Origin of the sequence: Acinetobacter sp. Swhac1 (assembly GCF_013390985.1) — a bacterium.
In the GTDB taxonomy this organism is placed as follows: domain Bacteria; phylum Pseudomonadota; class Gammaproteobacteria; order Pseudomonadales; family Moraxellaceae; genus Acinetobacter; species Acinetobacter towneri.
The window spans coordinates 14,388-36,799 of record NZ_JACASN010000030.1 but is presented as its reverse complement, the minus strand read 5'-3'; the positions used below and the strand labels follow the sequence as shown (position 1 = coordinate 36,799).

The following is a 22,412-nucleotide window of genomic DNA, read 5'->3' as shown; positions in this document are numbered from 1 at the left end:
GTCCGGTGCTTTACAAGCCTGAACGATCTGCTGTTTAAATTCAGCACTGTATGTTCTTCGTTTTTTCGCAAGAGATGCGATGGATGTCTGATTATTTGTAGTCATAAATTTAAGTCCCCACTTGTTTTTAGGTGGGAACTAAATTAAGGCTTATAGGATGAATTCAGAAGGTGTGTTCAGCGGACGCTTACCAACAACAAAAGCCAAACATAAAAAAGCACTCCGTAGAGTGCTTATGGTTATGCGGATGATTTGGACGAATTAAGCGTCAATATCTGCATTTAAGGCATTTTCTTCAATAAAGGCACGACGTGGTTCTACATCATCGCCCATTAAGCAAGAGAACATGCGGTCTGCTTCAATGGCATCATCAATGGTGACTTGCAACATATTGCGGTTTTCTGGGTCCATCGTGGTTTCCCAAAGTTGTTCCGCATTCATCTCACCCAAACCTTTATAGCGCTGAATCATCATGCCGCGACGCGAGTCCTGCAAAATGTGTTGCCACACTTGATGGAAATTGTTGACCGTAATTTTACGTTCGCCTTTTTCCAAATACGCACCTTCTTCAAGCAGCGTAAACCAGCTTTTTGAATTTTTCAGCAAACGTGCATATTCAGCTGAACCCAGCAAACCTGTATCTAGTAAATAAGTATGGGGCAAGTTGTGCACATATACCGTGATTCGTGGCCAATACGTTGCAGATTTTTGACCATCCGCATCTTCTTTTTCAAACTGTTCGATGCTTAATTCAGGACGCAAACCTGGCTGTAATCGTTCAATGCTTTGACGTAATTGCTCGCCCCATTGTTGTACATACGCCTGATCTGCTGCTTGATCAATTTTAAAGGCATCTAATTCTAATAAACCATCCAACAGACTTGCAGGATAACGCAGCGTTAAACGGCTCAAACTCTTTTGTGAAGTTTGATAATCAGCAATGACTTTGGCTAAAGCCTCACCACGAATTGCAGGTGCATCAGCACTCACATGCAGCTCCAATTCATCAATCGCATTAGAAATTAAATAGGTTTCTAAAGCATCGTTATCTTTGATGTATTGTTCCTGCTTGCCTTTTTTCAGCTTATACAATGGTGGCTGTGCGATATAAATATGACCACGCTCAACCAATTCTGGCATTTGACGGAAGAAGAAGGTCAATAGCAAGGTACGAATGTGTGAACCATCTACGTCAGCATCGGTCATGATGATGATTTTGTGATAACGCAGTTTGTCTGGGTTATATTCTTCACGACCAATACCACAGCCCAAAGCGGTAATTAAAGTACCTACTTCTGCCGATGAAATCATCTTGTCAAAACGGGCACGTTCCACGTTCAGGATTTTACCTTTCAGTGGCAAAATTGCCTGCATTTTACGGTTACGACCTTGTTTAGCCGAACCACCTGCCGAGTCACCCTCGACTAGATATAATTCAGATAATGCAGGGTCTTTTTCCTGACAGTCAGCCAATTTACCAGGCAAACCTGCAATATCCAAAGCACTCTTGCGGCGCGTCATTTCACGGGCTTTACGCGCCGCATCACGGGCACGCGCTGCATCAATAATTTTACCCGCAATGGATTTTGCCGCTTGTGGATTTTCCAATAAATATTCAGAGAAAGATTTATTCATGGCCTGCTCAACAGCAGGTTTCACTTCACTCGATACCAGTTTTTCTTTGGTCTGTGATGAGAATTTTGGATCTGGCACTTTGACCGACACAATCGCGGTTAAACCTTCACGTGCATCATCACCCGACACCACGACTTTTTCTTTTTTCAGGATATTTTCGCTTTCCATGTAGTTGTTTAACCCACGGGTTAGCGCAGCACGGAAGCCTGCCAAGTGCGTTCCACCGTCTTTTTGTGGAATGTTATTGGTAAAGCAACGTACGTTTTCCTGATAGGAATCATTCCACTGCAAAGCAACTTCTACGGTAATTCCGTTTTCAGCCTGTGTCGTGAAATGGAAAATTTCATTCAGATGGGTTTTGCCTGCATTAATATATTTCACAAATTCAGACAAACCACCTTCATAGTCAAAAATATGTTCTAAATTGACACGTTCATCACGCAATACAATACGCACGCCCGCGTTTAAGAAAGACAATTCACGCAATCGGCGTGCCAAAATATCCACATTAAAAATGGTTTGGCTAAAGGTTTCAGCACTTGGCCAAAAACGCACAGTCGTACCTGATTGCTCAGTGTCGCCCACTACTTTTAAAGGATATTGTGGATCACCATGGCGGTATTCCTGTTGGTGAATTTGACCCGCGCGTTTAATCGTTAATTCAAGTTTACTCGATAAAGCATTGACCACCGACACACCAACGCCGTGCAAACCGCCCGACACTTTATAACTGTTGTCATCAAACTTACCACCTGCGTGCAGAATGGTCAGAATGACCTCTGCTGCAGAGACACCTTCTTCAGGGTGAATATCGGTTGGGATACCACGACCATTGTCAGATACGCTGACAGATTCATCTTCATGGATAGTCACCAAAATTTCATCACAATGACCCGCCAAAGCTTCATCAATAGCGTTATCGACTACCTCGAACACCATGTGATGCAAACCTGTACCATCATCTGTATCACCGATATACATGCCTGGGCGTTTACGAACAGCATCTAGGCCACGCAATACTTTGATACTAGAGGAATCATAAGCCTTTTCATTGGTTTGTTCTGTAGTAGAGACAGATTGATCTTCTGAACTCATGGTTTCTCCCTAGTGAAAAATAGGTCTATCCAAAGATAAAAAAATTATTGCTCAACAGCCTGCACCGTTCCGTGATCGACCTGAAATAAGCGATAAGGAATCGACAACGCTTGTAAGTGTTGTTGCACGGATTGATGATCTAAAGTGGTAATAAAAACTTGACTACCCAATTGGCTTAATCGTTCAATTAAACGTTGTTGTGCGCTTAAATCTAATTCTGCTGTCAGATCATCTAATAATACCACAGTTTCCTTATTAGACGCATGCAGCATTGCAATCTGTGACAGTTTTAATGCCATAATCAATAGCTTTTTCTGCCCACGTGACAGCACCACATCGGCATCACCCATTGGGGTTTTTAAGCGTAAATCGGCGCGGTGTGGCCCATATTCGGTATAGCGACGTCCCACATCTTTTTGATGATAATTGCACAGATCATTCAACAAGCCTGTTTCGGTATGAAAGCCTGCGCTGTATTCCAGACTAATGTGCAAATCAGGCAATAAATACTGTAAATCTTGTGCAAAAAATTGCTGCCATTGTTCCACCGTTCCCAAACGCTGCCGATGCAAAATCTCACCATAATCACTGAGCATTTTGTTCCACGGTTCCAAGTCCGACAGACTTAAATGTCGCTGTGATTTAAGCAAACTATTACGTTGTTTTAAGGCACGTGAATAATATTGCCAAGCGTGATAAAACTCTGGTTCCACGTGGAACATCAACCAGTCCAACAGTTGCCGTCGTGGTTTTGCACCATGGTCAATAATATCGGTACTGAGTGGATCAATATGTTGTAAAGGCAGAATTTTAGCCAATTGCCCTTGGGTCGCAACAGGGTCGCCATTGACCTTAATCAACTGCTCACCCGATGCCATTTTTTGCATGCCAATTTTTTCAGTCAATGACTGAGCAAATACAATCGCATCTTGGCTAGTGTTCTGAATGTAATTTTTAGGAATATGGGTGCGAAAAGAACGCCCTGTCGCCAATAAATGAATCGCTTCTAAAATCGAGGTTTTACCCGAACCATTTTGCCCATAAAAGACGTTAAACGGCTGCAACTCATGAAGTGCAACCGCTTTTAAGTTCCGAACACGCTCGATATGTAAACGCGTAATATGCATGATTCAGCTAGATTTAATCTTGAAATAAACCGCTCACTTAAACACGCATTGGCATCACAACATAGGTTTGATCTTGATGTGCTGGATCTTGTACCAATACCGATTGATTGGCTTCGGTCATGGTCATCGATACATCATCGCCATCCAATGCCCCTAATACGTCCAATAAATACTGTGCGTTAAATGACATTTCTAACGGCGAATCGGCATATTGAATCGCTAAATCTTCAATTGCTTCATCTTGTTCTGGGTTATTGGCACGTAATTGCAAGGTGTCCGCACTAAAATTCAGGAATACGCCACGCAATTTTTCATTACTTAAAATCGCCACACGCTGTAAAGATTGTTTAAATACATCATGCGCGATCAGCACGTTTTTATCACCACCACGTGGAATCACACGGCGATAATCTGGGAACTTACCATCAATTAATTTAGTGGTAAAACGCACGGTAATTTCTGCTTGTTCTTTGTCACGGCTTGGGGTGCGAATGGTCACATTCAGCAATTCACGCCCAATTAAAAGTGCCAGTTGTTCATCTTCAATGCTCAGCAAACGCTGCAATTCAGCCACAGCTTTACGCGGCACAATGGCTTGAATTAATTGAGTAGCTGTCGAAGATGCCGCTGTTTCACACAAGGCCAAACGGTGACCATCTGTGGTCACAGCACGTAATTGGTTTTCATCAATTTCTAACAAAGTACCCGTTAAATAAAAGCGTACATCCTGCACTGCCATCGCAAACGCAGTTTTTTCAAACAAACGCTTCAGCTCACGCTCAGTAACCGTCACTTGCGTACCTTGAGCATTTTCTGTAGCCAATAATGGATAATCTTCCGCAGGCAAAGTACCTAATACAAAGCGGCTATTGCCCGATTTTAAAATACAGCGCTGATCTTCAGTGATTTGCAAATCAATCAAAGCTGCGCTTGGTAAAGATTTACAAATATCCATCAGTTTACGTGCAGGCACTGTAGTTTCCCCAGCCTGTAAACATGCCCCTTCAGTCAGATTCGTACTGGCAACCAATTCCACTTCCAAGTCCGAACCAGTAATGGTTAAGGCTTGCTCAGTCACCTGAACTTTGACATTGGATAAAATATTTAAGGTATGGCGACGTTCAACCGCTCCTACGACATGTGACAGAACATTCAGTAAGCTTTCTTTCGCGATTTTTAAACGCACGGTACATTCCTCTAACAACTGAAGATTGGAGTATAAAATAGGTTTTTTAGCAGTGTACTATGCGGCAAAAGCTGCCGCATGGCAAGAACAGAATTTGAGCAAATTCGGTCAACTTTGCAACAATCGTTGCAGGTTTTTATAGTCTTCGTTAAAGATCGGATCTTCTTCGCGCAGGCTTTGTACTTTTTCGCAGGCATGCATCACGGTACTGTGATCACGGCCACCAAATGCCATACCAATTTCAGGGAAACTGTCGCCTGTCAGCTCACGTGCCAAGCCCATTGCCAACTGACGTGGACGCGCATAAATACGGGTACGTTTTGGCCCCACCAATTCTTTGAGCGGAATACGGAAATATTCACTCACGACTCGCTGAATATTTTCGGTACTGATGGTACGTGCGCGAATTGCCAAGACATCTTTTAAAGATTCACGTACCACATCTAGATCGATTGGGGTGCCTTTAAAACGGGAAATTGCCACCACTTTATTGAGTGCACCTTCAAGTTCACGCACATTAGCCACCACTTGCTGGGCAATAAATAAAGCACAGTTACGTGGTAAATCTACGGCGCTGCTTTCAGCTTTCTTTAATAAAATTTCAATTCGGGTTTCAATATCTGGCGGTTCTACCCCGACTGATAAGCCCCAAGAAAAACGTGACACCAAACGTGCATCCAATTCGGTTAATTCTTTTGGATAACGGTCTGAAGTCAAAATAATCTGTTTAGATTCATCCAATAAAGCGTTAAAGGTATAGAAAAACTCCACCAAACTGGCTTCTTTACCTGCCAATAAGTGAATGTCATCCACCAATAACAAATCTAAAGAGCGGCAGTTTTTCTTAAATTCTTCAACCTTGCCCTGCTGCAAAGAGCTGACAAAATCCTGCACAAAACTTTCTGCAGTCATGTACATCACCCGTGCATTCGGTTTGGCTTGCAACAAAGCATTGCCCACCGCTTGCATCAAGTGAGTTTTACCCAAACCTGTTGGGCCATACAAAAATAATGGGTTGTGCTGTGAAGCCCCCAATTGGGTCAATACCTTGCGACAGGTTTCCGCAGCCATTTGGTTAGAACGACCTTCCACAAATAAGGAAAAGGTAAATAACGGATTGAGTTGGCGTTTACGGCTTTTTGCAGAACTTTCTTCTTTTTCACGTTTAGGCTTGGCCACAGGCGCAGGGCTAGATTCCAGCGCAGCAGTAGTGGTAGCAGGTTGTTCACTGGCCGATAAAATTGCACCTGGACGCGAATCGACTAAAATTTCGACCTTACGCACGCGTCCCTCAGACAACTGCTCTGCCAAAATAGTAATCAATTCCAGATGATGTTCTTGAATGTAACGCGTCCAATAAGGATTAGGCGCATAAAGTTTTAATGTATCTTCAACTTCTTCTGCCACCAATGGGCGAATCCACATTGTAAAGACATTTCCAGAGAGCTCTTGTCGCAAGCGATTTAAGCAGTCCGTCCAAAGCATGTGAAACCCCTATCTAATCCATTTTTAAATTTAAAACTTCTCTCGACCGCCTGAGCGGGTCGCCATTCTAACCAAGTTATCCACATCTGTCATGACAAAATCAGCAAAATTGCTCAAAAAAGGAATCATTAAACCTGAATTTAAATTTGAAACGTGGTGTGGATAAGTTTATCCGCAAGGTGTGGATAAAATATAGCACAAAGTTATCCACATAGTATTAAAATTATAGAAACACAGATATCCACAATTCAAAATTTTGTTTTATAAAAGGAAAAGTGGGTTTTCAACAGAAAAATGCGTCCCTAATAGTAATAAATTTAAATTTATAAATTTGAATTTATTTATAAGAAACGTTGCAACTGTGGATAATTCAATCTGAGTTTAAATTTAAATTCAAAACCGAAAATTTTAAAATTAAACAGAATAAGCTTGTGGATAATTATATGAATAATACTGTTAATAACTTATTAGTCAAGCATAAACAATTACTTATCTTGTGTATACTTTAATTTGTATGATCAACCAGTCAATTGAGCGAAAACTTGTTAAAAAGAAAAATTTAGGCTTATTTTGCAAGAAACCGTGTTTTTCATTGACAGCTCAAGCAATGAGCACTAAAATCGCGGACCTTTATAGAAAGATCATTTTTGGAGTTTCGATATGAAACGTACATTTCAACCATCTGAATTAAAGCGTAAGCGCGTTCATGGTTTCCGTGCTCGTATGGCTACTAAAGCTGGTCGTCAAGTATTGGCTCGCCGTCGTGCAAAAGGTCGTCACAGCTTAACTGTTTAATACAGTCACGCTGAACCGACTCTTGGGTGTTATGACAACACTTTATGGCTTCAGCACAGAGTTGAGATTACGCTGTGCTGCCGATTATAAAGGTGTGTTTGATGGTGCGCTTTTTAAAGTGCATCAACCCCATTTCTTATTTCTTGCAAAACATTCCGAACTGCCGAATAGCCGTTTGGGTCTTGTCGTTGCAAAAAAGAAAGTGCGTCGTGCACACGAACGAAATCGAGTAAAACGACTTGCTCGCGAAAGTTTTCGCTTACACCAACAGCAATTAAATGACTTAGATATTGTGGTAATGCCCAAAGTTGGGGTAGATACGGTATCTAATGCGGAATTGCATCAGCAATTACAATTTGCTTGGCAGAAGTTACAACGTCTCGCCAAAAAGCATTCAAAAATAGCTCCCTCCCCACAAAAGTAGAGATGGCCAATGGTACGTTTACTGCATTGGTTGATACGTTTCTATCAGATCGCTATTAGTCCTTTATTGGGACCACGCTGTCGCTATATTCCAACATGTTCTCAATATTCTTTGGAAGCAGTCCATACGCATGGTGCTGTACGTGGTGTGTGGCTGGCTACAAAACGTATTTGTCGTTGTCATCCGTGGGGTGGTTCGGGCTATGATCCGGTGCCGCCAAAAGTCATTCGTTTTATTTCATTTCAGCAAATAGATTCTCAAACGCATCACATTACTGTACCCTTTCGTGATCGTTTATTGAACCAAAATCACTCTAACCACTTGGGGTAATAGATATGCAACAATGGGCCAGGTTTGCAATTCTCGGGGCCATGTTTGTCGTCGCATATTTGCTCATTTTGGCGTGGCAAAAAGATTATGGAAATGCTGAAACAGCACCGCAGCAAAAAACTGCCGTTGTTTCACATGAAGTGTCTGCAGATTTGCCGAATGCCCAAACGGCTACAGCAGCTTCTGATGTACCGCAAGCAAATATTCCTGCACAGCAAACAACCGATGCCACAGCACCTGTAAGTCAGCAGCTTATTTCAGTACAAACTGACCTTTATCATCTTTGGATCAATCCGAAAGGTGGTGATATTGTTCGTGTTGAATTACTCAATCATGACAAAAATAAAGACAGTGACGATCCTTTCGTCATGCTGGAAAGCGATGCTAAGCGCACCTATGTCGCGCAATCTGGGTTAATCGGGCTGAATGGTCCAGACAGTAGCCGTAATGGCCGCCCAAGCTATGAAATTGAAAAATCGACTTATAGCTTAGCCGATGCCAAAGAAAGCAAAAATAAAGCGGGTGAAACAGTTAAAACTTTAACTGTCCCAATGGTATATAAAACTGCCGATGGTGTAGAAATCATTAAAACCTTTAGTTTTACTGAAGGTGAATATCCTGTGCTGGTGAATCACAAAGTGATTAACCGCAGCAGCCAAAACTGGCAAGGTCAGATGTTTGGTCAGTTGAAACGTGATAATTCAGATGATCCAGGCAAGTCAGATCAAGGTATTTTTACCTTGGGTACTTTCCTTGGCGGCGCATGGGGAACACCTGAAGAACACTACAACAAGTTGAAATTTGACAATTTTAATGACGAAAAATTGAATGTCGATGCAACAGGTGGTTGGGTGGCCGTGGTTCAGCACTATTTCGTGAGTGCATGGGTTCCAGGGCAGTTAAAATTGACGCAGGCCGATGGTCAACCGTATGCAGCGAAGTTGGAATCACGTAAATCTAGCGATGAAATGAACATCATTGGTTTTACCTCGCCAACCATTAATGTCCCTGCAGGTACGGTGGCAGAAGTTGATGCGACCTTCTACTCTGGTCCAAAAATTCAGTCTGAATTGAAAGATTTGGCGACAGGTTTGAACCAAACTGTGGATTATGGCTGGTTATGGCCAATTGCAAAATTATTGTTTATTGGTTTGCAATTCTTCCATGGTTTAGTGGGCAACTGGGGTTGGTCAATCATCTTATTAACCGTTCTTGTCAAACTGATTCTTTGGCCGTTATCGTCTAAGAGCTATCGTTCTATGGCGAAAATGCGTGTGATTGCACCAGAAATGCAGCGCATGAAAGAAGAATTTGGCGAAGACCGTATGCGTTTCTCGCAAGAAATGATGGCACTTTATAAACGTGAACAAGTGAATCCACTGTCAGGTTGTTTGCCATTGTTACTACAAATGCCAATTTTCCTTGCCTTGTACTGGGTATTGATGGAATCGGTAGAGTTACGCCATGCACCGTGGTTAGGTTGGATTCAAGACTTATCGGCAATGGACCCTTGGTTTATCTTGCCATTGTTGATGGGTGTGACCATGTATGTTCAACAAATGTTGAACCCACAGCCAACAGATCCAATGCAGGCAAAAATCTTCCGCATTATGCCTGTGGTATTTACCGTATTCTTATTGTTCTTCCCTGCAGGTCTAGTTCTGTACTGGATTGTCAACAACTTGATTACGATTTTGCAGCAAAGCTTGATCAACAAAAGTGTTGAAAAAGACCGCGCTAAACGAGAAGAGGCAACTCCAGTCAATTAAGTATGGCTGAGCTGCTGAATAAATCCGCTTAAGATGGTAATCTTAGGCGGATTTTTCTTTGCATATATTTTGAAAGTTTTAGGTGAATTTTATGTATAACCGCAGCACCATTGCCGCAATCGCGACTCCACCTGGCCGTGGTGGTGTGGGGGTGATTCGCCTGTCGGGATCCAAAGCCTATGCGATTGCCGCAGCCTTGACCCAAAAAGACTTACCCAAAGCACGTTACGCAGGTTTTCGCCAGTTTTACGATGCAGCCAATGAAGTCATGGATGAAGGTTTGGTGATTTGTTTCCCCAATCCTCATTCATTTACTGGCGAAGATGTGGTGGAACTACAAGGGCATGGTGGCCCAGTGATTCAAAATGCTTTATTGGCACGTTTACTGGAACTCGGTGCAACGGCTGCCAAAGCGGGTGAATTTTCGATGCGCGCCTTTGAAAATGGCAAGCTGGATTTGGTACAGGCCGAAGCCATTGCTGATTTAATTGATGCCACTTCACAAGCCGCTGCGCGTTCTGCTCTACGTTCCCTGCAAGGGGCTTTTTCCACCAAAGTGAATACCGTGCTGGAACAGTTAATTCACTTACGTCTGCATGTTGAAGCTGCTATTGATTTTCCTGAAGAAGAAATTGACTTTTTGGCCGATGGGAAAATCCTTAATTTGCTGGATGAAGTGGCTGCTTCGGTGACTGCTGTGCAACAATCTGCGCGTCAGGGACAATTGTTGCGTGAAGGTCTGCAGGTGGTGATTGCGGGCAAACCGAATGCAGGTAAATCTTCCTTACTCAATGCCTTGGCGGGTATTGAACGTGCGATTGTGACCGATATTGCAGGGACTACTCGTGACGTATTGCATGAAAAAATTACCCTGAATGGCTTACCAATTACCCTGACTGATACTGCAGGCTTGCGTGAAACAGGGGATATTGTGGAACAGGAAGGGATTCGCCGTGCGATTAAAGAAATTGAACAGGCAGATTTATTGTTATTGGTCTATGACTTGAGCCAAAACGAAGATCCGTTGCAATTGGCACAGCATTATTTTGCGGAACATATTGAACCGAAGCGTTTGATGTTGATTGGCAATAAATGCGATTTAACTGGTGTACAAGCTGCAATTTCAGATTTTAAAGGGTTTAGACATATTACTGTGTCGGCCAAACAAGAAACAGGTGTTCAATCGCTCATAGAGGCGATTACAGCGCATGCAGGCTTTCAGCCTGAAGAAGATACCTTTATTGCACGTACCCGTCATTTAGACGCAATGAAGCGCACGCAGCAGTATTTGGCTGAAGCACGTGAGCAGTTGGTGGTCTATCATGCGGGGGAATTAGTGGCTGAGTCGTTACGTCTTGCGCAGAATGCTTTGGGTGAGATTACAGGTGATTTTTCTGCAGATGATTTGTTGGGTAAGATTTTTGGATCGTTTTGTATTGGGAAATGATTTCTAGCGATTACTTCCTGATTTGATATGAAAATAGCATTAAGTTTTAGTGGCTTAGTGCTTTTTTATTATCCTATTTTAGGTTGGTCAGCTGATAAAAATCAGCCTATTTGATAATGTTTAGTGTCTCTTTTGTTACAAACCCGATTTAACCCATGTCATGTTTAAACATTTCAATTTACCTTTATGAAAACCCATCAATAATCACGCAAGTCTTTTTAAACCGCAGCATTTAAAGCTATGATGAGAAAATAATCAAAGATTGGCGCTCAATTCAATCCTAAATGCACGAGATGAAATCTCTGATGGAGGTTTTTTGGATGTTTGAACTGGCTTTTTTACGTGAAATACTCATTTCTTCGGTTCATTTTCTGCAATTGTCACTCGAAGCCATTTCTGTGATTTGCGTGGTGATTGGTCTGGTTAAAACTTTATGGGTGCTGGTTCAGTTAAAATCGGGGCGTACTGCACGTTATTGTTTTGGGGATTGGCTTGCGACGGCGCTTGAATTTCAGTTGGCTGCAGATATTTTAGCCACCACAGTAGATCCAGATTTAGATAGCCTAATTAAACTGGCGATCATTGCCGTGATTAGAACCTTTTTGAATTACTTCCTGACTAAAGAGTTAGAGCATCAAGCCCTTAATGAAAAATAATGGCTGTTGAGTTTGAGATCAAAACAGAAGACATAGTCTCAGTCATCTATAAGGTTTGAATAAACTCAGCTGATTCAAACCTTGTCCTGATTTTAACTTTTAGTTTAGGTAAAACCTCATCCTAAAATAGGTTTGTTCTGCAACTGGCGATACCAAATAATGATGTAGCCACACAGTAAGCAGATGGCTGCACAAAAGCTAAGTACGGCGGTGGTTAAACCGAAATGATCGGCCAGATAACCGACTGCAATAATTGGCAGAATCGTGCCTAAATAGCCCACAAATAAATAGGTCGACATCACTGCAGCACGATTCTGCAGATTGGTCATGGCATGAATTAAACCAAAAGCGCCAATCAATGCCAACCCGTGTCCTATGCCTAGCAGCACATCACTCACAAAAAATAGAAAACTCCAGTGTAAATACATGCATAAACCGAGTACCAATAAACTCAATAACAGCAAATACAGCCCATAATTTAGACATTTTTGTGCAGGAATGGCTTTAGAAAAATACTGCACCAGCGCTGAAATCAGCAAAATACAGGTGATGGCCAAACCACTGACCAAAGGCCCGTGCCACGGAATAATCACTTGCACAAAAGAGGGAGAGAGCGAAGCAAATAAACTAAAGGCAGCAAAGGCACAGAATGCGGTTAAACCTGTAATATAAAATTCTGCATGAAAGCGTGGTTCTGGGCGTTCTAATTTTGGGGCAATCGAGAAGGCTTGTGGTGTAAATTCAGGTGGCGCTAAACGTAACAATCCAATAAAACACAGGACAGCACCCAAAATGACTGGAATATATGGGCTAAACAAAGGTGCTGCTGAAAATTGTGCCACACCGCCACCAAGCAAAGGGCCTAAGCCAAACCCGACTGCGGTAATGACTGAACTGAGCTGTGGCGCATGTGCTTTATGTGATTCGGGGATACTCCACATTAAGCCAATTAACGCCGATGTGGTCATTAGACCTGAAGCAATCCCGATCACAAAACGCCCCAAAGCAAGCCAAAGCGGATTGGTGGCAAACATCGACAGAATCAGTCCGAGGGTGATGATTATTAAACCCAGTTCTAGGGTTTTTAAGAAGCCGATACTGTTGCTGGTACGCCCTAAAAAGAGCAAGGTGGCCAAACAACCGAGCATATAAGACACAAAAATAAAGGTGATATGGCTGGGTAAAAGCTGCCACACTTCCTGATAAATTGGATACAAGGGGCTTGCAAGTGCTGTTCCCATGGTGCCAATAATCAGAGCAAGACTGATCATCACAAAAGGATGCCAAGGATGAGAATGAGTCATAAAAAACTCGATTGATGGCTAAACTGTTGAGCTTAGCTCTCAAAAAGTGAGAAATATCACTCAGTGTAAAGACAATTCTTGAATGTGGTCAAGCCTATTTGTGGTTAAGCATAGCGTTTTAGCAGTTTCATAAACTCTTCCAGTTCATGTTCATCAATCGCGCATTGATCACCAATCACATGATGACGCAAATGCGATTCGATTAACTCATTCATCAAACCATTGACCGCACCTTTAATAGCTGCGACTTGTTGTAAAACTTCAATACAGCCATGATCAGGATTGTGAAGTGCTTGTTCCACTGCCCCAATTTGCCCTTGTAGACGTTTGATGCGATTTAAAATTTTCTTATCTGTATGTAAATGACCCAACACATCACCTCAATTTCTATATACTCTAGGAGAGTATATTTAACAATGATTTCCCATTATGCGTCAGCAACACTCTCATCGTATCCATCCACATCAATTCGATCAAGGCAATCCGCTGGCGCAGAAAAAAATATTATATGCGGCTTTGCTGACGGCTGTCATGATGTTCTTGGAAATCTTGGGTGGTTGGATTTTTCATTCCATGGCTTTGCTAGCGGATGGCTGGCACATGAGCTCACACATGCTGGCGCTAGGCTTGGCTTATTTTGCCTATCGGGCAGCACGTCATTATGCAGCAGATACACGGTTTAGTTTTGGTACATGGAAAATTGAAATTTTAGCTGGCTATAGCAGCGCCATTTTATTGTTGGTGGTGGCTGCATTTATGGCAATTCACTCTATCGAGCGTTTATTTTTTCCTGTCGATATTCAGTATAACCAAGCCATCCCAATTGCAATTTTAGGGTTATTGGTCAATTTGATTTGTGCATGGTTATTACATGAAGATGATCACCATCACCATCACCATCACCATCACCATCACCATCACCATCATGAGCATACGCATGACAGCCATGACCTGAATCAAAAAGCCGCCTTTATGCATGTGGTGGCAGATGCGGTGACTTCAATTTTTGCGATTATTGCTTTAATTGCGGGTAAATATTGGGGCTGGGATTTTCTAGATGCACTGTTAGGTATTGTTGGTTCAATTTTAGTGGCGCGTTGGGCGATAGGTTTGATGCAGGAAACAGGGAAAACATTGCTGGATGCAGAAATGGATCATCCTGTGGTGGATGAAATTCGTGAAGTGATTGCAGAGTTACCAGGCAGTGTGATGATTACAGACTTGCATGTTTGGAAAGTCGGACAGGGTAAATTTTCCTGTATTTTGGCATTGGAAACCGCACACGATTTAGACGCAGATCAAGTCCGCACCGCCCTCGCCATTCATGAAGAAATTGTGCATATTTCAGTAGAAATTAATCCGCCATCAGGCTTGAATGTTCCACGTGAAACCTAAAGCGTTGCATAGCAAAAACGAGTTGTAGCAATTGCGTAATTCTGGCTTAAAAATACTGAATTCTGTGCAGCTTTCAGCTTAGAATCAGGCTAAATTTACTTTATTTAGATGAAACACATGATTAAACAATTGAGTTTAGCTGCCTTAATGGGATTATGCAGCGCCGTGAGCATGGCCGATGTTGCAACGGTTAGTAAAAATGTCAAACAACAGCATCCGCAACTGAAATTAGACAATATTCAAGCCACAGAAATGAAAGGTATTTACAGTGCCTCTATGGATGGTCAAGTGGTGTATTTGAATGAAGATGCACAACATATTTTGGCGGGTTCAATGATTCGTTTAAAGGATCAGCATAACTTAACCAAAGATTTATTGATCCAACAAAACAGTGTCGATTGGAAAAAGTTACCGTTACAAGATGCAATCAAAAGTGTGCGAGGTACGGGAAAACGTCAGATTGCGATCTTTTCTGACCCAAATTGCCCATATTGTAAACAGCTTGAGGCTGAACTGAAAAAGCTGGACAACATTACAATCTATACCTTTATTTTGCCGTTAAAAGCGCAATCTGTTGCGCCATCTAAACAGGTGTATTGTGAGAAAAACCCTGCTCTTGCTTGGGAAAACCTGATCACAAAAGCACAATTGCCTACAAGTCAAAGCAGTTGTGCCAACCCTGTGGAGCGCAACATTGTTTTAGCGCATCGTTTAGGTGTAAACGGTACGCCTGCGATTATTTTCTCGAATGGCTTTAAAGTTATGGGAGCATATCCTGCGGCACAAATTGAACAGATTTTTAAAGAATTTGGTCTTTAAGAACGGCTAATTTTTTATCTGATATTGGCAACTAAAATTGTGTAGTGTGTATCGGAGCAAACCTGAAATTTGTGATTGCGAAGTAGATATAAAAAAACCGCCTCAATTTTTAGGCGGTTTTTTTATTGAGAGAGAAGATGTTTGACTGAAAAATTACAGTCGTTAATACAGGATTTAAGCACGCGATTTTTTCATGAACGTATTATAAATAAATAGAATAATCAGCGCACCAATGATGGAGGCAATAAAGCCTGCGGCAGAACCATCACCGTACAATCCCATCATACGCCCTGCATAGGTTGCCAATAAAGACCCTGCAATCCCAAGTAAGGTGGTGACAATAAACCCTGCTTTATCATCTCCAGGATGAATCGCGCGGGCGATTAGACCTGCAATAAAACCCACCACAATTGCGACAATTAATGACCACATGAGCAGCTCCTTGTTATCTTTGTTTATGTTTTACATCATGTTTCAGACTTATCTTTGCTGAAAAATCCCAAGGAAAATAGTCGAATAATGCTACAGCATGTAGTGTTTTTGTCCTGTTAGATAGATGAAATGCAAATTTCAGCCATAAAAAAAAGTGATCTGAAACGATCACTTTTTTAAAGCGAGGCGTATTTGTTTTATAAGCCAATTTCGCCAATAAACGGAATATGACGATATTTTTGGTCATAATCCAAGCCATAACCGACAATAAACTTATCTTCAATTTCAAAGCCCATAAATTTAACTTCAAGCTCAATTTCACGGCGTGATGGCTTGCTAATTAAGGTACACAGCTCAATTGAATTTGGCTCACGGGTTTGCAAAATTTCCATCACTTTATTTAGGGTGTTGCCCGAGTCGATAATATCTTCAACCACCAAGACATCTTTACCGCGAATTTCACCATCCAAATCTTTTAAAATTTTCACATCACGCGATGACACAGTACCTCCGCCGTAGCTGGATACAGTCATAAAATCCAGTTCATGCGGCTTTTGAATGGTGCGGCATAAATCTGCCATGAACAATACAGAACCACGTAATAAGCCAATTAAAACCAACTCTTTGTCGCTATTGGCATAGTGAGCATTAATTTTTTGACCAAGTTCCTGAACTTTTGTTTGGATTTCTTCTGCAGAAATCAAAACCTGCATTTCAACTGTCATGGGTAGATACCTAAAAAGCAAAAATAAAAAAGGTGTTGACCTGCAACACCCCAAAATATGCGCTAATTTTAATATATCTTGCGTGATGTTGCACGTGCTTGCATGGTTAAAATAGCATCATTTTTGTGCAGAATGAGAATCTGAGCGTAACAACAAGGCACAACCGAGTACCAGCATTGCCCATCCTATAGCTTTCATATACGTGGGTTGTGCAGGTTTAGCCACCTGTTGCTGAGTTTTGATCGGGTTGGTAGTAGGCACGTTGTCCATAAATATAGGTTGCATGAATATTACGGTCATCTGCTAAAGTAATGAGAGCAAATAATACATCTTCAATATGTTTGGCACGTTGTTGTCTTAAGCGTTGTAAAGCTGTGGCATTTAAATCGAGCACCACAAAATCGGCTTCTTTGCCTACTTTAAAATTACCTAGTTTATTGTCTAAGTCCAAAGCTTTGGCAGCGCCTAATGTGGCGTGATACAACGCTTCAAAAGCAGAGAGTTTTGCCCCTTGCAGTTGTTGTACTTTATAGGCTTCATTGAGGATATGCAGTACATTAAACGTGGTGCCTGCGCCAATATCTGTACCTAAACCGACCTTCACCTGTCGCTCCCAAGTTTTATGCAGCGGAAATAAACCGCTGCCCAAAAATAAATTGGAGCTTGGACAAAAGGCAATTGCAGAATCGGTATGATGCAGACATTGCCATTCATGTTCTTCTAAATGCACACAATGCGCAAAAACCGAACGTGAACCTGTTAAACCATAGTGATGATAAACATCTAAATATCCATTTTGCTCTGGAAATAATTGTTTCACCCACGCAATTTCATTGTGATTTTCACTTAAATGGGTATGTACATAAACATCGGGATATTCGGCTTTGAGTTGCCCTGCCCGCGCCAGTTGCTCAGGGCTAGAAGTCGGTGCAAAACGTGGCGTAATCGCGTAGAGATTACGTCCTTTTCCATGCCATTTTTCAATCAACGCTTTAGAGTCTGTATAGCCTGAGTCTGCACTGTCACACAATGCTTCAGGTGCATGCCGATCCATCAGCACTTTACCTGCAATTAAACGCATTTGATGTTGTGCTGCCGCTTCAAACAACGCATCTACCGATTCAGGATGTACCGTACAAAACACCAAAGCTGTGGTGGTGCCATTTTTCAGTAATTCCTGCACAAAAAATTGTGCAATCTGATCTGCATAGGCTTTATCTGCAAATTGCAGTTCAGTCGGAAAAGTATAAGTATTCAGCCATTCCAGTAATTGTTCACCATACGCGCCAATCATTTCAGTCTGTGGAAAATGAATATGGGTGTCGATGAAGCCAGGCACAATGAGATGGTCAGGATAATGATGGAACTCTGTGTTGGCGTTTAGCTGTGCCTGCCCTTCTTGCCATGAACCAAACCACTGAATTTTGCCTTGTTCGCAAATTAACAAGCCATCGTCTACATAACGGACTTGTTCTGAAATTTGATCGGCTTGGCTGGTACAGTTTTTGAAATCAAGAAAGCGACCACGAATTGCGGTGCGTTGTACAGGAGATGGCATAAAACAACCTACATTTTTCATTTTTCAAGAGATTGTACCTTAAATGTAGCTTGCAGCAGTATGATAAAATTTATCGTACGGTAAATTAAAACTTGGTGAAATGAATACAAAAAGCCTTCTCGAAAGAAGGCTTGCAACGATGGTGGGGATTATTAAATTTTATAATGTGGTTTCATGGTGTTTTCGACTATGTCGAATTGATAACCACGCAGTGATTGTCAGCACAAGTACAATAAAGCCGAGTGAAATCCAGATAGGCATGTGGAATACATCTAACATCAGCATTTTAAAGCCAATAAATAGTAAAATTAAACCCAGTCCATACGGTAAATAATGCATTTTAGTGGCTGCGCCTGAGAGCAAGAAAAACATGGCACGTAAGCCCAAAATAGCCATAAGATTTGCAGTGAGTACAATAAACGGATCGGTAGTCACGGCAAAAATTGCAGGGATAGAATCCACGGCAAAAATAACGTCAGATGCTTCGACCAAAATTAAAACTAAAAATAATGGCGTTGCCCAAAGTACACCATTTTGGCGCACAAAAAACTGATCTTTTTCCAGTGTTGGGGTAATACGCATGTGTTTGCGTAGCCATTTCAACAACGCCATATCTTCAATATTGCTGGCTTCTTGCTCTGGACCTTTTAAGAATTTAAAGCCTGTGTAGACCAAAAATGCGCCAAAAATATACAAAATCCAGGAGAATTCTTGTACAAACCAAGCTCCAATAAAAATAAAAATGGTTCTGAGAATAATTGCGCCCAGTACGCCGTAGAGTAAAATTTTACGCTGTAAGCCCGGTGGGATGGCGAATGCGGCGAAGATCATCAACCAAACGAATACATTATCAATCGCCAGTGATTTTTCCAGCAAATAACCCGCAAAGTATTCCATGACTTTGGTGTTGGCGACTTCTAGCCCAACGCTGTGTTTAAGATACAGCCATAAACCGCCACCAAATAAAGCTGCCACACTGACCCAGGCGATACTCCAATACGCAGCGGTTTTGACTTTGACCGATTCGCCTGCTTTTTGTTTAAAGCCTAAGAAGTCAATGGCGAGCATGACTGCAACAATTGCAAAAAAGACCAGATATAGCCATAAATTGCCGATGGATTCCATACAATCTCCACATCCAACAACTGGCCACAAAAAAACCTTGACCTGTTGTCAGATGATTTCAAACATCTGTAACAACATGATCAAGGTCTTGCCTACATAGAGCGGACTTGTATCAACAAGTATGTGCACTATGCTCAGCGTCCGACTTTTTGCAAAGTGTAATGACGAAACGCTGACACGTTAAAGTTATATTTTAACGCTTGGAGGAGGCTACTCCCCTTGTTCAACATAATTTGGGATTAGGACGCTGCCTAAATCTGCGTAAAGAATTACATAATTTTAAATGTTGTGCAATTTATTTTGCACGGTAAATCACTTTAATTTGTATTGTACAAATTCAGCACAATACTTCGTCAAGATTGTGGCAAATTGAAAAAATAGATTTAGTTTGATAGGTGGACTTATGCAAATTCAACATCAAGAAAGCCCACGTGGTGGCGAGTTTTTTATTGAGCGAGATGGTCGGCATATCGCTGAAATTACTTATCAATATCAAGATGATCACACTATTTTAGCAGATCACACTTGGGTTGATTTGACATTACGTGGTCAAGGGGTTGCCCGTCAACTATTAGATATTTTGGTCGCCTTTGCACGTGAAAAGCAGCTAAAAATTGTACCCGTGTGCTCTTATATTGAGACGGCATTTGAAACGGATACACAATATGCCGATGTTGTGGCTTAAAAAATATTATTTTTTAATCGCTATAGTTGAGCTTACCTGTTTTTCTACAAACACTTTTTTAAAGTAGATCAACAGGTAAGGTATTGCATGCATTCCAATCAGCATGCTGAATAAGAAGAATTTGAGCATCACCGAATCATTCAGTGCAATACATAAACCACTGATAAGCGCAATACAAAACCAGTGGAAAAAAAATGAGCTCACCCACTGCTTTAAACTTAGCCCTAATACAAAAGATGAAATGAGTATATTTGTTTCTTCATTTAGACCTAAACGGTGAAAGCCAATCAGCATGCAAAAATAAACAATTAATAAAAATGATGTGGTAAGCACGTCTTTGAGCATGACTTTCTCCAAAACTAAACCAAAACCGTACTTTCAATGTAATGTATGTTAAAAGATGCTACACATACACCATAGTGGTAAACGTAAGGTTGAATTGTCAGTCATAAATTACAATTGATTAAAAAATAAACAAAACCACAAAATAATGAGTGATTATTTGAGTCTATTATCTTAATTTCATGACTACTTTTACATTAACAAGAGTGTGATATGTTAATCAGGTTGTGTTATGCCAGTACCCGAGCGGAGCATCAAAATGATTTACTCCAAGAAATCAGTGATATTTTGGCAACAGCTCGTCAATTTAATGCTGCACAACACATTAATGGGGTACTTTATTATGCTGAGGGTCATTTTTTTCAGTGTTTAGAAGGTGAACAACAGCAGCTCGAGCAATTATTTGAGCGTATTCAACAGGACCCGCGCCATCGTGATGTCTTTCGCTTCCCTGACCAAATACTTGAGCATGTCCATTTTTCAGAATGGTCTATGAAATATGTGCATAGACATAGTCAAATTTCGAGTTTATTTAAAAAGCTCGGCTTTGATGTTTTTCTACCACATCGTTTGGATGAAAAGACGGTACAGCAATTTTTAGCTTTACTTTTGGATTTAGAACAAACCATCTTGCCTGAAAAATCTCAACGGGGTTATAAAAATAGAGGTTATTCAAACTTTTTCTAAATTTAGTTTGTAGGGTATTAGGGTCATTTGCCTCTCTCTATTGAAAACGGTTTAAATATTAAAAAGCCAATCTAAAGTATACAGATGGCTTTTTTATCATGCATAAAGCCAAGATTATTCGTAATTAATCATCACTTTCATGGCATTTTCATCTGAAGCATGTTTAAACACATCATAGGCTTTTTCAAATTCAGAGAATTTAAAATGGTGCGTTGCCAGTTTTTCTAAAGGCAATTTGCCTGAACAGCAGGTTTTTAACAGCATGCCTGTCGTATTGGCATTCACCAAACCCGTAGTGATGGTTAGGTTTTTAATCCAGAGTTTGTTTAACTCAAAATTTACCGACTTACCATGTACGCCCACATTGGCAATATGTCCGCCCTCTTTCACGACATTTTGGCAAATATCCCAAGTGGCTTCGACACCTACAGCTTCCATGGCGCAGTCTACCCCGCGACCACCTGTAATCTCTAAAATACGTTGTACAGCATCTTCTTTGGCAGAGTTAATAGTATGGGTTGCCCCCAATTCTTTTGCCATCGCCAAGCGGTTATCATCCATATCAACTGCAATAATTTGTGCAGGAGAATAGAACTGTGCGGTAAGCAGACAACCCATGCCAATTGGACCTGTACCCACAATTGCAATGGTATCACCAGGTTTAACATTGCCGTATTGCACACCAATTTCATGTGAAGTTGGCAATACATCAGACAAGAAAACCGCAACTTCTTCATTTAAACCTTCAGGCAGCAAATATAAAGAAGTGTCTGCAAATGGAGTACGGACATATTCAGCATGAGTACCATCAATCATATATCCCATGATCCAACCGCCTTCATTTTGGCAGTGTGCATAGAGTTGTTTTTGACAGTTTTCACAAGTACCACAACGGCTGACACAAGAAATAATCACCTTGTCGCCTTTTTTGAAATTTTTGACTGCCGAATCGACTTCTTCAACAATCCCGATACCTTCGTGACCTAAAATACGGCCATCAAATAGCCCTGTCTTGGCAACTGCAGTGTCTTGAATTTCTGGGTTTTTACCTTTCCAAATACCTAAGTCAGTACCGCAAATGGTAGTTTTGGTGAGACGAATCACGGCATCTGTTGGTTGTAAAATTTCTGGACGTGGGCGTTCTTCAAAACGAATATCATTGGCGCCGTGGTAGACCATGGCTTTCATTGTTTTTGACATTGTGACCATCCTTCTTAGTAATAATGATGAAAGACATCCAGCAGCCAACCTGTAGCAACCGTCATGCTCGCAGGATGTAATCTTTTTAAAGTAACAGGTCAAGATGACAAGTTCATGAGCAGTATTGTTGTTTTTAATAATTATAATATATAAGTTTATAATTAATATAAAAATCCCCTATTTTTTGCCAA

22 protein-coding genes are annotated in these 22,412 nt (G+C 41.3%); 10 read left to right on the top strand and 12 right to left on the bottom strand.

All coding sequences use genetic code 11. The annotated features are described in order from the left end of the window. Positions 1-261: 261 nt before the first annotated feature. The 4 genes from gyrB to dnaA all read right to left on the bottom strand — a co-directional run bounded on the left by gyrB (position 262) and on the right by dnaA (position 6,528). Entirely contained in the window at positions 262-2,730 is a 2,469-nt protein-coding gene (gene gyrB, locus HX743_RS13335) for a DNA topoisomerase (ATP-hydrolyzing) subunit B (RefSeq protein ID WP_154320151.1), read from the bottom strand. A 44-nt stretch (positions 2,731-2,774) separates the two neighbouring features. Beyond that, a complete protein-coding gene (gene recF / locus HX743_RS13330; protein ID WP_178319450.1) occupies positions 2,775-3,857 on the bottom strand; it encodes a DNA replication/repair protein RecF in 1,083 nt (360 codons plus the stop codon). Between the two features lie 37 nt (positions 3,858-3,894). After that, positions 3,895-5,043 (bottom strand): DNA polymerase III subunit beta, encoded by a 1,149-nt coding sequence (gene dnaN / locus HX743_RS13325; protein WP_004969759.1) that lies wholly within the window; start codon positions 5,041-5,043, stop codon positions 3,895-3,897. 108 nt (positions 5,044-5,151) lie between these two features. After that, positions 5,152-6,528, bottom strand: a complete 1,377-nt coding sequence (dnaA, locus tag HX743_RS13320) for a chromosomal replication initiator protein DnaA (RefSeq protein ID WP_004969761.1) — start codon at positions 6,526-6,528, stop codon at positions 5,152-5,154. Positions 6,529-7,188: 660 nt separating this feature from the next. Here dnaA and rpmH point away from each other — a divergent pair. The 6 genes from rpmH to HX743_RS13290 all read left to right on the top strand — a co-directional run bounded on the left by rpmH (position 7,189) and on the right by HX743_RS13290 (position 11,949). After that, complete coding sequence (gene rpmH / locus HX743_RS13315; protein ID WP_000831329.1) at positions 7,189-7,323, top strand: 50S ribosomal protein L34; 135 nt, start codon at positions 7,189-7,191, stop codon at positions 7,321-7,323. 31 nt (positions 7,324-7,354) lie between these two features. Further along, entirely contained in the window at positions 7,355-7,747 is a 393-nt protein-coding gene (gene rnpA, locus HX743_RS13310) for a ribonuclease P protein component (RefSeq protein WP_004969764.1), read from the top strand. A 9-nt stretch (positions 7,748-7,756) separates the two neighbouring features. Next, positions 7,757-8,077 carry a membrane protein insertion efficiency factor YidD gene (yidD, locus tag HX743_RS13305; protein ID WP_178319449.1) on the top strand — a complete coding sequence of 107 codons (321 nt, stop codon included), beginning with the start codon at positions 7,757-7,759 and terminating at the stop codon, positions 8,075-8,077. Positions 8,078-8,082: 5 nt separating this feature from the next. Continuing rightward, positions 8,083-9,846, top strand: a complete 1,764-nt coding sequence (yidC, locus tag HX743_RS13300; RefSeq protein WP_004969769.1) for a membrane protein insertase YidC — start codon at positions 8,083-8,085, stop codon at positions 9,844-9,846. Between the two features lie 91 nt (positions 9,847-9,937). Next, positions 9,938-11,293, top strand: a complete 1,356-nt coding sequence (gene mnmE / locus HX743_RS13295; protein WP_178319448.1) for a tRNA uridine-5-carboxymethylaminomethyl(34) synthesis GTPase MnmE — start codon at positions 9,938-9,940, stop codon at positions 11,291-11,293. Positions 11,294-11,613: 320 nt separating this feature from the next. Beyond that, positions 11,614-11,949, top strand: a complete 336-nt coding sequence (locus tag HX743_RS13290) for a DUF1622 domain-containing protein (protein WP_178319447.1) — start codon at positions 11,614-11,616, stop codon at positions 11,947-11,949. A 116-nt stretch (positions 11,950-12,065) separates the two neighbouring features. Here HX743_RS13290 and HX743_RS13285 read toward each other — a convergent pair whose 3' ends face one another. Continuing rightward, positions 12,066-13,253, bottom strand: coding sequence for an MFS transporter (locus HX743_RS13285; RefSeq protein WP_178319446.1), 1,188 nt, complete (start codon positions 13,251-13,253; stop codon positions 12,066-12,068). 104 nt (positions 13,254-13,357) lie between these two features. Then, positions 13,358-13,624 carry a metal/formaldehyde-sensitive transcriptional repressor gene (locus HX743_RS13280; RefSeq protein ID WP_178319445.1) on the bottom strand — a complete coding sequence of 89 codons (267 nt, stop codon included), beginning with the start codon at positions 13,622-13,624 and terminating at the stop codon, positions 13,358-13,360. Between the two features lie 58 nt (positions 13,625-13,682). Here HX743_RS13280 and dmeF point away from each other — a divergent pair, with 58 nt between their 5' ends. Together dmeF and HX743_RS13270 are read left to right on the top strand one after the other, a co-directional pair. Next, a complete protein-coding gene (gene dmeF / locus HX743_RS13275) occupies positions 13,683-14,648 on the top strand; it encodes a CDF family Co(II)/Ni(II) efflux transporter DmeF (protein ID WP_178319444.1) in 966 nt (321 codons plus the stop codon). Positions 14,649-14,819: 171 nt separating this feature from the next. Next, entirely contained in the window at positions 14,820-15,467 is a 648-nt protein-coding gene (locus HX743_RS13270) for a DsbC family protein (RefSeq protein WP_372238852.1), read from the top strand. A 174-nt stretch (positions 15,468-15,641) separates the two neighbouring features. Here the strand turns inward: HX743_RS13270 and HX743_RS13265 are convergent, their stop codons facing one another. From HX743_RS13265 to HX743_RS13250, 4 genes are all read right to left on the bottom strand, one after another. Then, positions 15,642-15,899, bottom strand: a complete 258-nt coding sequence (locus HX743_RS13265) for a GlsB/YeaQ/YmgE family stress response membrane protein (RefSeq protein WP_004969785.1) — start codon at positions 15,897-15,899, stop codon at positions 15,642-15,644. A gap of 197 nt (positions 15,900-16,096) precedes the next feature. Then, positions 16,097-16,624, bottom strand: a complete 528-nt coding sequence (hpt, locus tag HX743_RS13260; RefSeq protein ID WP_004969787.1) for a hypoxanthine phosphoribosyltransferase — start codon at positions 16,622-16,624, stop codon at positions 16,097-16,099. A gap of 217 nt (positions 16,625-16,841) precedes the next feature. Further along, entirely contained in the window at positions 16,842-18,182 is a 1,341-nt protein-coding gene (guaD, locus tag HX743_RS13255) for a guanine deaminase (protein ID WP_178319443.1), read from the bottom strand. A 159-nt stretch (positions 18,183-18,341) separates the two neighbouring features. Then, on the bottom strand, positions 18,342-19,307 hold the full coding sequence (locus tag HX743_RS13250) for a TerC family protein (RefSeq protein WP_104852786.1): 966 nt from the start codon (positions 19,305-19,307) through the stop codon (positions 18,342-18,344). 403 nt (positions 19,308-19,710) lie between these two features. Between HX743_RS13250 and HX743_RS13245 the strand changes: the two genes are divergently transcribed. After that, a complete protein-coding gene (locus HX743_RS13245; RefSeq protein WP_178319442.1) occupies positions 19,711-19,992 on the top strand; it encodes a GNAT family N-acetyltransferase in 282 nt (93 codons plus the stop codon). A gap of 6 nt (positions 19,993-19,998) precedes the next feature. Here HX743_RS13245 and HX743_RS13240 read toward each other — a convergent pair whose 3' ends face one another. Next, positions 19,999-20,349: a hypothetical protein gene (locus tag HX743_RS13240; protein WP_178319441.1), complete on the bottom strand. Its 351-nt coding sequence runs from the start codon at positions 20,347-20,349 to the stop codon at positions 19,999-20,001. A 198-nt stretch (positions 20,350-20,547) separates the two neighbouring features. Between HX743_RS13240 and HX743_RS13235 the strand changes: the two genes are divergently transcribed. Further along, positions 20,548-21,021 carry a BLUF domain-containing protein gene (locus tag HX743_RS13235; protein ID WP_104852788.1) on the top strand — a complete coding sequence of 158 codons (474 nt, stop codon included), beginning with the start codon at positions 20,548-20,550 and terminating at the stop codon, positions 21,019-21,021. A 114-nt stretch (positions 21,022-21,135) separates the two neighbouring features. On the opposite strand, the gene HX743_RS13230 is transcribed toward HX743_RS13235, so the two are convergent. After that, positions 21,136-22,221 carry a zinc-dependent alcohol dehydrogenase family protein gene (locus HX743_RS13230; protein WP_178319440.1) on the bottom strand — a complete coding sequence of 362 codons (1,086 nt, stop codon included), beginning with the start codon at positions 22,219-22,221 and terminating at the stop codon, positions 21,136-21,138. Positions 22,222-22,412 lie beyond the last annotated feature (191 nt).

Excerpts from the sequence above, each read along its gene's own strand:
- gyrB (WP_154320151.1), bottom strand. The coding sequence starts at position 2,730 with ATGAGTTCAGAAGATCAATCTGTCTCTACTACAGAACAAACCAATGAA.
- HX743_RS13270 (WP_372238852.1), top strand. The coding sequence starts at position 14,820 with ATGGCCGATGTTGCAACGGTTAGTAAAAATGTCAAACAACAGCATCCG.
- dmeF (WP_178319444.1), top strand. The coding sequence starts at position 13,683 with ATGCGTCAGCAACACTCTCATCGTATCCATCCACATCAATTCGATCAA.
- yidD (WP_178319449.1), top strand. The coding sequence starts at position 7,757 with ATGGTACGTTTACTGCATTGGTTGATACGTTTCTATCAGATCGCTATT.
- guaD (WP_178319443.1), bottom strand. The coding sequence starts at position 18,182 with ATGCCATCTCCTGTACAACGCACCGCAATTCGTGGTCGCTTTCTTGAT.
- HX743_RS13250 (WP_104852786.1), bottom strand. The coding sequence starts at position 19,307 with ATGGAATCCATCGGCAATTTATGGCTATATCTGGTCTTTTTTGCAATT.
- HX743_RS13265 (WP_004969785.1), bottom strand. The coding sequence starts at position 15,899 with ATGTGGTCATTAATTGTCGCAATTGTGGTGGGTTTTATTGCAGGTCTA.
- HX743_RS13235 (WP_104852788.1), top strand. The coding sequence starts at position 20,548 with ATGTTAATCAGGTTGTGTTATGCCAGTACCCGAGCGGAGCATCAAAAT.
- HX743_RS13230 (WP_178319440.1), bottom strand. The coding sequence starts at position 22,221 with ATGTCAAAAACAATGAAAGCCATGGTCTACCACGGCGCCAATGATATT.
- HX743_RS13290 (WP_178319447.1), top strand. The coding sequence starts at position 11,614 with ATGTTTGAACTGGCTTTTTTACGTGAAATACTCATTTCTTCGGTTCAT.
- rpmH (WP_000831329.1), top strand. The coding sequence starts at position 7,189 with ATGAAACGTACATTTCAACCATCTGAATTAAAGCGTAAGCGCGTTCAT.
- hpt (WP_004969787.1), bottom strand. The coding sequence starts at position 16,624 with ATGACAGTTGAAATGCAGGTTTTGATTTCTGCAGAAGAAATCCAAACA.
- yidC (WP_004969769.1), top strand. The coding sequence starts at position 8,083 with ATGCAACAATGGGCCAGGTTTGCAATTCTCGGGGCCATGTTTGTCGTC.
- mnmE (WP_178319448.1), top strand. The coding sequence starts at position 9,938 with ATGTATAACCGCAGCACCATTGCCGCAATCGCGACTCCACCTGGCCGT.
- HX743_RS13285 (WP_178319446.1), bottom strand. The coding sequence starts at position 13,253 with ATGACTCATTCTCATCCTTGGCATCCTTTTGTGATGATCAGTCTTGCT.
- rnpA (WP_004969764.1), top strand. The coding sequence starts at position 7,355 with ATGACAACACTTTATGGCTTCAGCACAGAGTTGAGATTACGCTGTGCT.
- HX743_RS13245 (WP_178319442.1), top strand. The coding sequence starts at position 19,711 with ATGCAAATTCAACATCAAGAAAGCCCACGTGGTGGCGAGTTTTTTATT.
- dnaA (WP_004969761.1), bottom strand. The coding sequence starts at position 6,528 with ATGCTTTGGACGGACTGCTTAAATCGCTTGCGACAAGAGCTCTCTGGA.
- recF (WP_178319450.1), bottom strand. The coding sequence starts at position 3,857 with ATGCATATTACGCGTTTACATATCGAGCGTGTTCGGAACTTAAAAGCG.